The 14497-nt window shown below is 37.3% G+C and carries 11 protein-coding genes and 1 tRNA gene; 6 read left to right on the top strand and 6 right to left on the bottom strand.

Annotated elements, in window-relative coordinates; translation table 11 throughout:
- Positions 1–70: 70 nt before the first annotated feature.
- A complete protein-coding gene (locus G7050_RS09905; protein WP_166114659.1) occupies positions 71–1018 on the bottom strand; it encodes a GyrI-like domain-containing protein in 948 nt (315 codons plus the stop codon).
- Positions 1019–1136: 118 nt separating this feature from the next.
- Between G7050_RS09905 and G7050_RS09900 the strand changes: the two genes are divergently transcribed.
- From G7050_RS09900 to istB, 3 genes are all read left to right on the top strand, one after another.
- Positions 1137–1700 carry a 5'-methylthioadenosine/S-adenosylhomocysteine nucleosidase gene (locus G7050_RS09900; protein ID WP_166114656.1) on the top strand — a complete coding sequence of 188 codons (564 nt, stop codon included), beginning with the start codon at positions 1137–1139 and terminating at the stop codon, positions 1698–1700.
- 275 nt (positions 1701–1975) lie between these two features.
- A complete protein-coding gene (gene istA / locus G7050_RS09895) occupies positions 1976–3499 on the top strand; it encodes an IS21 family transposase (protein WP_255499085.1) in 1524 nt (507 codons plus the stop codon).
- A gap of 35 nt (positions 3500–3534) precedes the next feature.
- A complete protein-coding gene (gene istB / locus G7050_RS09890; RefSeq protein WP_166111946.1) occupies positions 3535–4281 on the top strand; it encodes an IS21-like element helper ATPase IstB in 747 nt (248 codons plus the stop codon).
- Positions 4282–4408: 127 nt separating this feature from the next.
- Here the strand turns inward: istB and G7050_RS09885 are convergent, their stop codons facing one another.
- The 3 genes from G7050_RS09885 to G7050_RS09875 all read right to left on the bottom strand — a co-directional run bounded on the left by G7050_RS09885 (position 4409) and on the right by G7050_RS09875 (position 7531).
- The gene (locus tag G7050_RS09885) at positions 4409–4819 is read right to left on the bottom strand and encodes an Arm DNA-binding domain-containing protein (protein ID WP_166114653.1); all 411 of its coding nucleotides are present in this window, start codon (positions 4817–4819) and stop codon (positions 4409–4411) included.
- A 298-nt stretch (positions 4820–5117) separates the two neighbouring features.
- Positions 5118–5191 (bottom strand) — tRNA-Asp (locus G7050_RS09880).
- A 240-nt stretch (positions 5192–5431) separates the two neighbouring features.
- Positions 5432–7531 carry a S9 family peptidase gene (locus tag G7050_RS09875; RefSeq protein ID WP_166114649.1) on the bottom strand — a complete coding sequence of 700 codons (2100 nt, stop codon included), beginning with the start codon at positions 7529–7531 and terminating at the stop codon, positions 5432–5434.
- Positions 7532–8570: 1039 nt separating this feature from the next.
- On the opposite strand from G7050_RS09875, the gene G7050_RS09870 reads away from it, so the two are divergent.
- Positions 8571–9800, top strand: a complete 1230-nt coding sequence (locus tag G7050_RS09870; RefSeq protein WP_166114646.1) for a DUF4468 domain-containing protein — start codon at positions 8571–8573, stop codon at positions 9798–9800.
- Positions 9801–9908: 108 nt separating this feature from the next.
- On the opposite strand, the gene G7050_RS09865 is transcribed toward G7050_RS09870, so the two are convergent.
- A complete protein-coding gene (locus G7050_RS09865) occupies positions 9909–10262 on the bottom strand; it encodes a helix-turn-helix domain-containing protein (protein ID WP_166114643.1) in 354 nt (117 codons plus the stop codon).
- Between the two features lie 324 nt (positions 10263–10586).
- Here G7050_RS09865 and G7050_RS09860 point away from each other — a divergent pair, with 324 nt between their 5' ends.
- A complete protein-coding gene (locus G7050_RS09860; RefSeq protein WP_166114640.1) occupies positions 10587–10976 on the top strand; it encodes a nuclear transport factor 2 family protein in 390 nt (129 codons plus the stop codon).
- Positions 10977–11011: 35 nt separating this feature from the next.
- Positions 11012–11539, top strand: a complete 528-nt coding sequence (locus G7050_RS09855) for an NAD(P)H-dependent oxidoreductase (protein WP_166114637.1) — start codon at positions 11012–11014, stop codon at positions 11537–11539.
- Positions 11540–11647: 108 nt separating this feature from the next.
- On the opposite strand, the gene G7050_RS09850 is transcribed toward G7050_RS09855, so the two are convergent.
- On the bottom strand, positions 11648–14131 hold the full coding sequence (locus G7050_RS09850) for a TonB-dependent receptor (RefSeq protein WP_166114634.1): 2484 nt from the start codon (positions 14129–14131) through the stop codon (positions 11648–11650).
- Positions 14132–14497 lie beyond the last annotated feature (366 nt).

Raw genomic sequence — 14497 nt, 5'->3', positions numbered from 1 at the left:
GCTTTTAGCTATGATTAAACAAGCTAAAAGCATTTTTCCGTACTAATTTTTTATCGAAAACATCAAGTGTTTACAACACTTTTACTGGAATACAAATATCCAGAATATGCTTTTTCTCCGGATGTTGTGTATGATCATTATAGTATAATTCATACGTATTACCATCTCCTTGCTGATAGCCGCTTTCGGTAAACCACATACACATCGTATTCCAGGCTTCCTGAAACTCAGTTTCGTTTATTTCGAAACGTCCCACAACATATTTACCTCCTTCTACAGTCATTTTACCTATTTCACCATCCACTTTTACATCTTCGTTAACGGTTATACAAGCATCCTGACGTACTTTTTCGATTTCAGTTACAGATGGATCATCATGATAAACTGTCAGAGATTTGGTTTCCGGAAAATTCAATAAATTCCGTGGGGCTGCCCATTTCATCAATTTCTCATACGCTTTGTAGATTAAGTGAAATTGTCCTGTGTGACGACAATAGATCACTTTCATTTCGGGCATTTCTTTTACTTCAATTTGAGTGTTCATAATAATTAAGTTTTTAAATTCGACACTGCAAAATTGAGCATTTATACCCAAGTTTTTTTGACCATTCTTGCTCAGTAATTGACCGTTCTTGCTATAAAACAGCCCATCCTTTGCAAAGACACCTTTTTCTGTTTCCCGAAAGTATTTAGCATTAACACCAAAGTATTTTTTAAATGTACGACTAAACGAAGATACATTATTAAACCCACAGGAATAAGCTACTTCACTAATTGAAAGCTCCTTATACCCTCTCAATAAATAAGCCGCTTTTTCAACCCGTATTCTTAACAGAAAAGTATTGGGAGTCTCACCTACCAAGAAAGTAAACATGCGGTGAAAATGGAAGGCTGAAAAATGTGCAACATCAGCCAGAGTAGTTAGATCGATAGGCTGATCGATATGCTTTTCAATATAATCCATTACCCGATTAATTCTTGCCTGATATTCTTGTCTGCTTTTCTCTTTTGTTATCATAACAGGCAAATATACTTTATATCAGTATTTCTCTCTTTACAATTCTTGCTATTTTAAGGATACAAAGTTATACTGTTGGAGAAATTAATACCTTTACTTCTTATTTATTTGAATTAATATGAAAAAAGTTTTACTTACATATGCTGTTAAGGATGAGTTTATTCCTGTTACACTTAAAGGTTGTGAGATGATATATGCCCTCACAGGTATTGGAAAAGCTAAAGCCGCAATGAAACTAACTGAGGCTATTTACAAGGAAAAGCCCGATTTAGTCTTAAATATGGGAACAGCAGGAACACTTACTCATAATATCGGAGATATATTTATTTGTCAACGGTTTATCGATCGAGATTTTCATTCAATAAATCTTCCGGGCGTTGAATACGAAATTGATTTTACTCCACTAGTGGCTAAAACCAAAATCTTTGAAGACTTGCTAGCCAATAGTAACTCGGGAACATGTAATACGGGAGACAGTTTTGTTACTGAAGCTGAATCGGTGTATGGTGACGTAGTAGATATGGAAGCATTTGCACAAGCCATCGTCTGTAAGGAATATAATATTCCGTTTATTGCTGTTAAATATGTAACAGATCTCATAGGTCAAAATTCGGTAAAACATTGGGAAGGAAAATTAGCTGATGCCCGCAAAGAACTTGGCGAATGGTTTCTTGAAAAATGATAAATAATAAAACAACTACAAATTGTTTTATTTAATGGAAAAAACGGATAAAATGACCCCTTAAAAACGGAGGAAAGTGAGCAGCGAAAAACGGGTGAAATTGACCACCCTAAAACGCTTGAAAATGACCCCTTAAAGCCAGAGGAAAGTGACCCCTGTGATTGTGTTCTTAAAATAGTTTTAAAGTTCTTGTTATTGATGGGCTTTGATTTAGTTAGTTTGATGTTCAGACTAACTAAAAGCGATCTAATATTATGCCCAACAAATTTATAACAATGACCAAATTAAGAACGATTATCCGTTTGTATGAGGACCATATGGGTCTTAAAACTATTGCCGTAATGGCTCGCACCTCCCGCAATACTGTTAAGAAGTATATCCATAAATGGAACTCTTTAAAGATTAGTTTTGATGATTTTGTGTCTAAGAGTGATACGGAACTTCACGCGTTATTTTGTATTACAGATGCTCCCGGTATGCCTAACCCACGTCGGGATACACTGGAGTCTCTTCTTCCGAGCATCAGTAAGGACCTTGGTCGTAAAGGGATGACTACGATGCAGCAATGGCAAAAGTATATCAAAGAACACCCCGATGGGTATGGCTTAACTCAGTTTCGCATCTCAGTTCAACGTTATCGAATGATTAATAACCCCTCTATGCGTATGGAACATAAAGCAGGGGATAAAATGTTTGTAGATTATACAGGAGATAAGCTTTGGATTTATCCTCATGGTGAATCCCCTCGTGAGGTGGATGTATTTGTGGCAATCTTGGGTTGTAGCTTGTTGACTTATGTGGAAGCAGTATCAGGGCAGAGCAAAGAAGATTTTATCTCTGCCTGTGAGAACAGTTTTTATTTTTATGGAGGTGTTCCTCAAGCTGTTGTTCCTGACAATCTAAAAGCTGCTGTAACCAAAGCTTCTCGCCATGAATCTATCTTGAATGAAGAGTTTGAGCGTTTTGCTGAACATTATGGAGTCACAGTGTTCCCCGCTCGTGTTCGTAAACCCCGAGACAAAGCTCCTGTGGAGAATGCCGTTAAACTAACCTATAAGGATATTTACACTCGCACCAGTCATCTTCATTGCCCTGATCTAAAGAGTTTAAATGCAGCTATCCTGTCTGCTTTAGACCTGCATAACAATAATCTGTTGACTAATCGGAACTACTCTCGTCGTTCCTATTTTGAAGAGATTGAAAAAGAATCCTTAGGACCATTGAATCCAATCCGCTATCAGATTAAAAAACACGCGATGGCTACCGTAGGTAAAGATGGTTATATCCGCTTGAGTGAGGATATCCATTATTACAGTGTACCTCACACGTATATCGGTAAAAGGCTTAAGCTCTCTTACTCAGCGGATGATGTGCATATCTTTGACGGCTATAGCCTTGTGGCATCTCATACCCGCAGTCGTTTGCAGTTTAAGCATACCACCAATACAGATCATCTGCATCCCAAACATAAAGCCGTATTGGAATGGTCCCCTGAAGTATTTATCAAAGAAGCAGCCGACATCCATGAGGATGTGGAGCGTTACATCCGTAAAGTGATGGAAAAGAAACGCTATGTGGATCAGGCTAACAAGAGTTGTTCGGGTATCCTTTTATTGGCCAGGAAGGTCGGAGCGGCTCGTTTGACGGCAGCCTGCCGATTGGCTGAGAGTTATGACAGATACAGTTATAACGAGATCCAGGATATCCTTAAAACTAAATCTGAGTTTGTAGAAGTACCTGAAGAAACAGTGGATATACCCGAACATGAAAATATCAGAGGCAAAGATTATTATAAATAGACAAACAAATTAATTATTAAAAAACAATGAACAACATGAACAATCAAACATTAGAGAAACTGCGTCAGATGCGTTTCTTAGGGATGCACGATGCTTTTAAAACTTCTTTAGAGAACACTTTAAAAGAGCAGATGACACAAGATCAATTTATCTTCCATTTGGTATCCAGTGAATGGGATAATCGTCGCAATCGTGCCATCAAAAGAGCAACCAAGCTGGCAGCGTTTCGGTACACTGCTTTCTTGGAAGAGATTGATTATAGCTTCGAAAGAGGCTTGGATCGTAATCAGGTAGAACGCTTGGCGGGCTTGGATTTTATCAAAGACAACAAGAATATCTTTATTACAGGACCCACCGGGACAGGAAAAAGCTATCTGGCTACTGCACTAGGAAACAAAGCCTGCCAAGATGGATATAAGGTCTTTTATGCCAATACCGCTAAATTGATGAGCAGCTTAAAGATAGCCAAAGTAAAAGGGACTATACTAAATGAATTTAAACGTATCGAAAGGGTGGATCTTCTAATCCTTGATGATTTTGCAATGCAAGCCTTTGACTCTCAGTCCAGAGGTATAATGATGGATATTATAGAGGATCGGCATCAGAAAAAATCAACAATGATAACCTCACAAGTACCTGTTAAAGATTGGTATGATGCCATAGGAGAAAAAACTGTAGCAGATGCCATACTCGATCGCCTGGTACATGACTCACTAAGAGTAGAATTAATTGGAGAATCAATCAGAAAAAGAAAATCGAAGAATGAAAATAGCTATCTATAATTAAAACAGTAGTAGGTCCTATCTAAATATAGAGACTTATTACTAAGTTTGTAAAAACTTAAGTGGACCTAAAAACAGGAAAACTAAGAAAAGAAAGAAAAGTTTAACTCGGGCAAAATCTGCAACTTCAAGACCCTGAAACCGACGATAACTTTTGACTGTTTTGAACACATAACTTTAGGGGGGCACTTTCCTCCGTTTTTAAGGGGTCTATTTTACCGTTTTTTCCATCAATGCCGAGAAAAATGTTCTTTACTCTTTCTGCATTTACATTATTTTCCTTTGTCTGTAAATCATGATAGACATTGTGAATGCTTGTTTTAATCTCATTCAATAAGGCATTAACTTCAATTGCTTCGTTTGATTTTCCGATAGCAACTGCTGTTTTTGCATCCCATATCTTGGGATTGATACTCATTTTGGTATTAAAACGGCTTGGTTGTCCGTCGATAGTGATTCGGCACATAATTGGAAGTGTGCCATCTGATTTTTGTTTGTCTCTCTTCACGTAGAAAAGAATGCGAAATGTACTTTTCATAAACTCATTTTTTAATGTTGCAAAATTACTTTGAACTATTTCAAAATGAGCTTTATACACCCTGCCAAATAAGGACTACTCTCTGCCAATTTCGGACAAACTGTACCCCCTGTTTTCCGATTTGCTGTACCCCTTGTATGTTTTTTAGAAAGGGGGTACACTTTGGGTTACTTACTTTGTCGTTTTTTGGCTTTTTCTTGTCTTTTTACTCAGACAATATAAATAGAAAAAGCCCCTCATATTCACTGAATATGAAGGGCTTGTCTTGCTTTTGTCGCCTCTTGTCTTAGGCTCCCTGCGGTATGGACGGGACTCGAACCCGCGACCCCCTGCGTGACAGGCAGGTATTCTAACCAACTGAACTACCACACCATTTTTGTTTTACTTCATTTCTGAAGTGACATTTCCTCTGAAATGCGATGCAAAGATAGGGTAAGAATTTGAATTCTGCAATAGGTTTGAAGATATTTTTTGAAAATAAAATCATTTAATTCCACAGACATTCATTATTCATTTCATTATCAGACACTATAAAAATTAAAATAACTTATACAAAAGGAGAATTTCCAAAGAACATTTTAAGAAATCTCCTTTTATATGAGTTTTTGATCTTTACTTTTTCAACCATTCATCAAACCAACGGAAGAATTCTCTCTGAAATAAGATTCCATTTTGAGGTTGAGATATCCAATGATTTTCGTCAGGGAATATCAACATACGAGTAGGTATACCTTTTAATTTAGCCGCATTAAAAGCCATCATACCTTGCGAAGCTAAAATTCGGTAATCAAACTCGCCATGAGTTATCATGATAGGAGTATCCCATTTATCCACAAAACGATGAGGAGAGTTAGCATACGATTTCTGAGCGATAGAATTATTACGATCCCAGAACGAACCGCCTAAATCCCAATTAGCAAACCACATCTCTTCGGTTTCGAGATATTGAGCCTCAAGATTAAATATACCCGCATGAGCTAAAAATGCCTTGAAGCGTTTATTGTGATTACCTGCCAACCAATATGTCGAAAACCCGCCATAACTTGCACCGGTACATCCCAAACGATCTTTATCAACAAAAGGTTCTTTAGCCAATTCATCTATTGCCGACAAATAATCTTTCATATTCTGACCACCATAATCGCCACTGATCTGTTCGTTCCACTCTTTACCAAAACTAGGTAATCCACGACGGTTAGGAGCAACAATAATATAACCATTGGCAGCCATCATCTGCAAATTCCAGCGATAAGACCAGAATTGGCTTACTGTACTTTGCGGACCACCTTGGCAATACAACAGTGCCGGATATTTTTTATTCGAATCAAAATTTGGAGGATACACCACCCATGTCAACATTTTCTTGCCATCAGTAGTTGCAATCCATCTCTCCTCAACCTTACCCATTGTTATCTGGTCAAGTATCGCTTTATTCTCTGAAGTTATTTGACTAGCCTCTCCCGTTGTTGCATTTACTGAGTAAATCTCGTTGGGTTGAGACATCGAATGACGCACAGCTATTAATTTATCACCTGCAATAGCAAACGACTCATAGTCATGAACGCCCTTAGTCAAAGCTTTTATTTCTTTTGTATGAATATAAGCCTGATATATCTGAGTCTTAGCCTCAACACAAGCTACAATATATATACTCTGGTTGTCTTTGCTCCACACAGCAAAATCCGTATTATAATCAAAGTCTTCGGTTATATACGTCTTTACTCCTGACGACAGATCCATAACAAACAAACGGTTTTTATCCGACTCATATCCGTCACGCTCCATACTTTGCCAAGCAACATACTTACCATCAGGAGAGAATACAGGGTTTGTATCGTATCCCATCATACCTTCGGTAATATTGCGAGTTTCTTTTGTTTCGATATTATAGAAATAAATATCCGAATTGGTAGATAAAGCATACTCCATACCTTTTTTCTTACGGCAAGTATACGCAACCGTTTTGCTATCGGGACTCCAAGCCAGCTGCTCTATACCTCCCGATGGAAGCATGGGAGACTCATAAGGTTCTCCGTTCAGTAGATCAATATCATTTACCAGTTTTCCACCATCAAAATCAGCAACAAACGGATGAGGAACCTCTTCAACCCAAACATCCCAGTGTTTATACATGAGATCATCGATGATACGCCCCGAAGCTTTAGGCAAATCAGGATATTTATCAACAGCACGCTCGCCAAACTTTACATTTTTAATATAAAGCACCTTTTTTCCATCCGGCGAGTAACTAAACCCATTCACTCCACCATCGACTTCGCTAATCTGAATACGGTCTGTTCCATCAGGATTCATTTCCCATATTTGAGACGATCCGCTTTCGCTGGTTAAAAATGCAATTTTAGAACCATTTTTTACCCAAATAGCATTGTTCTCACTCTTGGGAGTTTTCGTAATTTGCTTATTGTCGGTACCATCTATGTTCATGGTAAACAATTCGCGATTAGTTTTATTCTGTTCAATGCTCACATAAGTAACTCCATATAAAACCTTTGCATTATCGGGAGACACCTGCACATCACTCAGACGCCCAAAACTATACAAAGCCTCGGGAGTCATTATACCATCAGCTATTTTGATTTCGGATTTTCCGATCAAAGGAGCGTCACCGGTCTCTTTGGCTTTGTCCTGACCTGAGCCACAAGCTAACATTCCGGCACTCAAAGCAATTGCCATAATAGATTTGTATTTCATTCGTTAAATAGATTGATAATTTAGTTTATTCATTATGTCTTCAAAGTTATCCTTTTTTATAATACCCTAAAAATCTGACTCTACTTAAGTTATTAAGTTCCGAGAACTATTTATCCTAAAAGAAGCAAGAGCATGATCAAAAATTACATCACTTACAAAAGAAACATAAGTAATGCGAATCAGTAGTTGATTTGTTATGTTTAATGTTCTATTATTCTAACGCACCCTTTGGGTTTGTTTTTCATTTTGCCTTGATGCAAAACGAAACAAAAGATCAAGACTGTGCCTTTTGCCTGACCCGCTAAGGACTCGAAAGCTAAAACAAAAGAAAACATTTACTATTGATATCCTTTTGTTTCTTAACGCTTTCATTCGTCCTGCGGGTACCCCGTGCAACCGGCAAGGTCGGAAGCCTGACGGACGAAAAACGATATCATGCGTCAGCCCCAGTGCATCAGTGGCACAGCCATTAGCTGACAAGCGAAGCAGGCGTAAAACTAAACGTGCCGTAAGGCAGTAGGTTTAGTTTAGCCTGTAAGCTAAGGTCAGCTAAGCGAGCCACGCAGCACAAAGCCTTTTTGATTCCTTTTGCGGCTTTGGGCAAAAGGAATACAAGCAATCTTTGATTGCGCGTAGTAAAAGACAATTTTATAGAACATATAACCCAACTCCCCATTGACATAAGTAACAAAATGTAATCAATAAAGTGACAAAACCTCTATTTATGATGTCATTTTTGACCATTATTTAAAACACTGAATTTCAACAAATAAACTATAAAAAGATTACAAAAGTGACAAAAGTGACAGTTTACCACATGCTTTTTTTATTTTCTCTTTTTCATGTAGCCTTTTCTTTACTTATAGATAAAGCTCTACAGCGATTCTTCTTCAGTAATCGAAAGTATTTAACAATATGATTAACGCTTACCAAGGTAACAAATAACTTTGAGGGCTTAAGAACTTTATTTTCAAAATCGAAACTCATGTTTTCATGAGTTTTTCCTATCTTTGAATAAATATCACTTTACTCAAATATCATGAAAAAGCATATCTTATTTTTACTGTTTATAGTAATAGCAGCCAGCATCAATGCTCAGGTCGACTCTAAATACTTGCAGGGAGCTGTACCCGAAGTAGATGGGAAAATTATATTTTCAAAGACTATAAAAGTAAACAACACTATATCGGATGATAAAATATTCGATTTGATGAATAAATGGGCACAAGAAAATTATGCTTCACCCACCAACCCAAAGCAACGTATATTATTATCAAATGCTGCCGATAAAACGATTGCGTGCAAAGGCGAAAAAGACATCATATTTAAAAAGTCAGCCCTTTCACTTGACAAAACCACAATGGCATATCAGCTCATTCTACAGATAGAATCGGGAAAGTGCCTTGCAACGATAAAGAATATAAAATACGATTATTACGATAAAGGGTCCAATAAAGACTTTTATGCTGCTGAAGAAATGATCAGTGATAAGGTTGCATTAAACGGAGAAAAGCTAAACAGATATTACGACAAATTCAGAACCAATACAATTGATAGTATCAACGGTATATTCAACTCTATAGATATCTATCTCAATGGAGTAAAAAGACGTGAAGGTGCGGCAGAAGCCGAAGCTCAAAGAACAGCAACTGCTGCTCAAACCGCTACAGCATCTGCCATTCCATTGATTCCACTAACTGCCAGCTCACCGATAGAAACGCAGTCCATAGAAACAAGCACTGCGGCTAATGTAAGTACACTACCGGGATTCAGACGGATTGCTGCGGATAAAATACCCGGAAATATTATCAAACTATTGAGCGATGCCACACTGATAACTTCAGGATCGGGCGAGAACGTAAATGTAATGACAGCCTCTTGGGGCGGATTAGGTGTATTCTGGGAAAAACCCGTTGCATTTTGCTTCTTAGGAGCTCAACGCTATTCGATTACCACAATGGATAAGGGGGATACTTACACTATATCTTTCTACACAGAGGCTTACAATGATGCTCTTCAGTATTGCGGATCAACAAGCGGAAGAAACGAAGATAAAATAAAAGGCTCGGGATTAACCCCCATTATAACTCCTTCGGGAGCAACAGCATTTGCCGAAGCATGGATGATATTCGAATGCAAAAAAATGATTGCACAACCCCTATCTCAAGAGGCAATAGCTGATAAAAATTCTGATGCTGCTAAAAAGTGGAACGGAAAAGAATTACATAAAATGTACATTGGTGAAATACTAAATGTATGGGTTAAATAAGGCTACAATCCTATATAGCTAAAGAAAATAAGAAAGCGAGAGATTCATCGATTTGAATTTCTCGCTTTCTCGTATATCGCAATAAGAAGAGTCAGTAAAACTCATTCACTATCCATCCAAACCTGTTATCTCCTTAAACTTGGGAGCGTAATCGAGCCCCCATTTATTAATCGCATCCAGAATCGGTAATATACGTTTTCCATCCTCGGTCAGAAAATATTCCACTCTTGGCGGAATTTCGGGATAAGTAACCCTATCTATTATTTTATAAAACTCCAATTGTTTCAGTTGTTGATGTAGCACTCGTTTTGTAATGCCTGTAACCGTCTCAACCAAATCTTTAGGTCTTGTAGTACCCTTATCAAGTTCCATAAGTATACAGAATTTCCATTTGGAGAAAATAACCTCCATCGCGATGCTTATTCCACACGAAAAATCTAATGGTATTTTGCGCTCATACATACTCTATATATCTAGTCTAAATCGTTTTCAAGATACAAAGATAGTGACAAAATTATCACTAGGATATAAAAAAATCCCTTATTGTGGCGGATAAATCAAAACCCTAATTTTGTATTTCTAAAACAAAGTAGAGATATGAAAAAAGCTTTTTTGAGGCTCATATTCATTGACACGAAATTTAGGTTTAACAATTTAACTAATAAAACAATGCATTATTACATTTTCATCACCTGTCTCTGCCTGGGCATAGCGAACAATGCTCTCGCTAACAATTTTCAAAATAACAATAATAGTATAAGTAACAAACACAATTCACATTTAAGTATGGAACTAAGTAAAAATCAAATTGAAGTAAAAGAAGCTATTGAATTTCTTGTTTACAACGCGAGTAATTACAATATCGAAAAATTGACAAAAATTTACCACCCAGATTTACGTATTACAACGATAACTGAAACAGGACAAGTAATAGTATTAAATTATCAAGAAAACATAGACCTTTTCACTAAAAAAAGAGATTCCGGAGATGGTCCTCTAAGCACTTATACCGAATTCAATTATATTGATGCAAATGATACTACTGCACAGGTCGTAGTTACAAGAAAGGCAGATATAAACAGAGGTTCCGAAAGATTATTTTTCTGCATTGATTTAATAAAAGAAAATGGGAAATGGCTTATTTTCAAAGAAGTCGCATTCTCTCAGTCCAATTAATCGATTCAGCTTCCAATTAAAAATAAAAAAGGTTTATGAAAAAACTCGTAATTGTAGCTCATCCAAACATCGAAAGTTCGGTAATAAATAAGCGTTGGGTAAACGAGTTAGAAAAACATCCCGACCATTTTACGATACATAATATATACACAGAGTATCCTGACGGAAAGATAGACATAGAGAAAGATCAAAAACTAATTGAAGCACATGACGCTTTAATATTACAATATCCTCTATATTGGTTCAACTGCCCACCCTTTCTAAAACAGTGGTTGGATGATGTTTTTACCTACGGATGGGCATATGGTTCGAAGGGAAATATGATGAAAGGAAGGAAAATAGCATTGGCCATCTCTGCCGGAATAGACAAAGAAGACTTTCAGGAAGATGGTGAATGGAAAGTAACTATCGAACAGCTTACCCTACCTTTTAAAACGACAGCACTCTATACCAAGTCAGACTACAAAGGGCATTTCGTTTTATATGACTCTCACAATGCCCCCAATTCGGATGCTCTGGAAAAAAGTGCAGAAGATTATATTAAGTTTGCAATGAATATATAACCAGATAAATCAAATATAAAAAAAACATTGCTATAAAAACAAAGGAGTTACCGATTAAAGTAACTCCTTTTCACTATATAAACTTTGATAAAAAAAGAAAAGCTATTATCAGAAGCTTAAAGGGATAAGTAATTTTATCCCAAAATTACGTCCCATATTAAAGACTCCCTCGCGGCCTGTCACCTGATTTACGTCTGTATATTTCAGACGGCTCAAGTGATTCTGATAAGCTTTGTTCGTTAAATTGTTTGCTGTAAAATAAAGCGATGCCCACGTACGGCCTTTGTGTACAAAGTCGGTTCCGAATGAAGCATTCAGCAAGGCGTAAGCCGGCGTTACAGTTTCGGTATCAAAAGCCGAAAAGATACGGTCTTGTTTCAAGTTACATTCAACACCAACCGATACATACGTATTATTGAGTGTTTTACCATGACGGATCAAATCGAAACGTAAATCGGAAATCAACTTAGGTGCAGGGGTAAATGGCAAGTACTTTGTAGAATCAGGCTGATTCAATTGTACTGAGTTGACATACGAGAATGAGTTTTGAAAATGCAACCTTTCAATCGGATGGATATCTATACTGATCTCTCCTCCCAAAATGCGGGCATTTCCCGATACAAATTGAAATGTTTTGTATCCGTCTGTCAACAAATCGTGCCCATCCTCATCTAATAATTTATGAGAGAAAATATAGTTATTGATCCGATTAGCAAATAGCGAAACTTCCCCGGATATTATAGGTGATGAATAACCAAAACCTAAATCGGCCTGCCAGCTATTTTCGGCTTTCAGGTTGGGATTACCAATTTCATAACGAACAGCACCACCGTGTGCTCCGTTAGAAGCTAATTCACTAATATTAGGAGCACGAAATCCATGTGAAAGATTTAACTTTGTATACCAACCATCCGATAACTGATAGGTAAATCCTAAACTTCCGCTCAACCCATTGAAATTCCGGGTGTATGCCGGAAATATCTGTGGTTCGTGATCATGATCGTGATCGTCCCCCTCTTCATGGTCGTCATGTCCGCCACTTCCATGATCATGAGTATGAGGCTCAAACTCTTTTACATTCTGGTGGCGATGGTCGAAACGTAACCCTCCGCTTATATCTAATTTACCGAAGCTCTTGGAAGCAATAGCAAATACACCCATATCAAATAATTTATACTCGGGCAGAAGCTTTTCGTGCCCTTTATTCAATGAAGACTGATACATTCCGTTTACACCTGTCACAAACTTATAACCACTGATTTCGGGAAATGTATAGCGCACATCATAATTAAAGGTATGCAATTGGAAATACAAAGCATACTCATCTCTATCCAACACATTCTCAAATTCCTGACGACGGTTTTGCTGGTAACCCAAAATGGTACGCAAACTTCCATCACCCAATATGATATTACTGTTCGAAACAGCCTTGTAATGATATACTTGCTGATAAGGTACAAATTGCTTGTAAGATCTGCCATCTTTATCAGTGGCAATCGTTGTACCTTCTTCACCATCAATAACAGCCGGTCTTAAAAATCGTCCTGTTTCCTCATCACGTTCTCCTTCAATAATACCGGGAGTAATGTTATAATAATCCAGAGTCAGATGAGAGTATCCCCAATTTTTATTGACACCTAACAATCCGGAAACAGCTCTTTCCTGAAAGCCCGAATTGAAAACATATCCGTCGTATTTATTTTTATACGAATGAGCCCATTTGTCACTATATCTGGCATTCCACACAATACCGCCTTTATTGCCGGCTGTGTTTACCGAATAATTAATCAACCCATTATTCGTTTGATATTCTGTCAATACATTTGCTTCAATAGAACCGTCGGGTAAAACAGGCTCCGACTGAAAATTAATAACCCCTGCCATAGCATCCGAACCATACATTAAACTGGCAGGTCCTTTCAGTATTTCTACCGAATTTACCGATTGAGGATCAATCTCAATACCATGCTCATCGCCCCACTGTTGCCCTTCCTGACGTACTCCGTCATTAACAACCACTACACGGTTATATCCCAAACCACGGATTACAGGTTTAGAAATACCTGCTCCGGTAGTTATTTGCGATACTCCCGGTTGACGCGATATAGCATCTATAATATTAGTGGACGACTGTTGCAGAAGCTCTTTCCTGGCAACAAAAGATATTGGAGAAGGTGTCCGTTTAATCAGCGAACTTCCGGTTAGAGAGGTAACTACCACTTCATTGATTTCGGCACTCGACTCCTTCAGATCGAAGTTCATACTATTAACCGATCTTAAGTCAATAGTTTGTACAATAGTTTGATGCCCTAAGTAACTGACTTGTATGGTAGTTCTCACCATAGGCAGATTATCAATCCGATAATGTCCTTTATCATCAGTAATAGCACCTTTTTTTAAATCGGGGAGATAAATATTTACTCCCATCAATGCTTCCCCATCCTTTTCGTCCGTAATGAATCCTTGCAACGAGCGGTTATCACTGTTTGCATTATCGGCAGATACCGTTGCTAAAGAGAGCAGGCATATGATAATTAAGATCAAAGACCTTTTTATTAAAGACGTTCTTTTATGTATATATATTATTTTCATTAGTTTTCGATATTTGTAAATAACAACTTTATAAGTTACAGAGAATATTTAATATCCTATCTTAAAGCTATAACTATCAATAGTTTTTATAGCTGAATGGGCAATAAATAGGTCTGAGGCCTTAATTAAAGTTGAGATTAGCCGAATACAGCTAAATATGTAAATTCATTTTTCGAATAGAAGACAAGTATACATGCAGAATTTTCTCTGCATCATACAATTATATCAAAGAGACAAGCAAACTTGAAACCTTGATGTAATAATTAGAATAACTTGATTTTAAACAATGTGGAATATCTATTGATATATGTATATCTACAGGAACAGAACTATACGTCTATCCCATATGGAGAACAAATAAGTTCA

Source organism: Dysgonomonas sp. HDW5A (genome assembly GCF_011299555.1).
Taxonomy (GTDB): domain Bacteria; phylum Bacteroidota; class Bacteroidia; order Bacteroidales; family Dysgonomonadaceae; genus Dysgonomonas_A.
The sequence above is the reverse complement of the archived record's forward strand: the minus strand, read 5'-3'. Positions and strand labels throughout refer to the sequence as shown.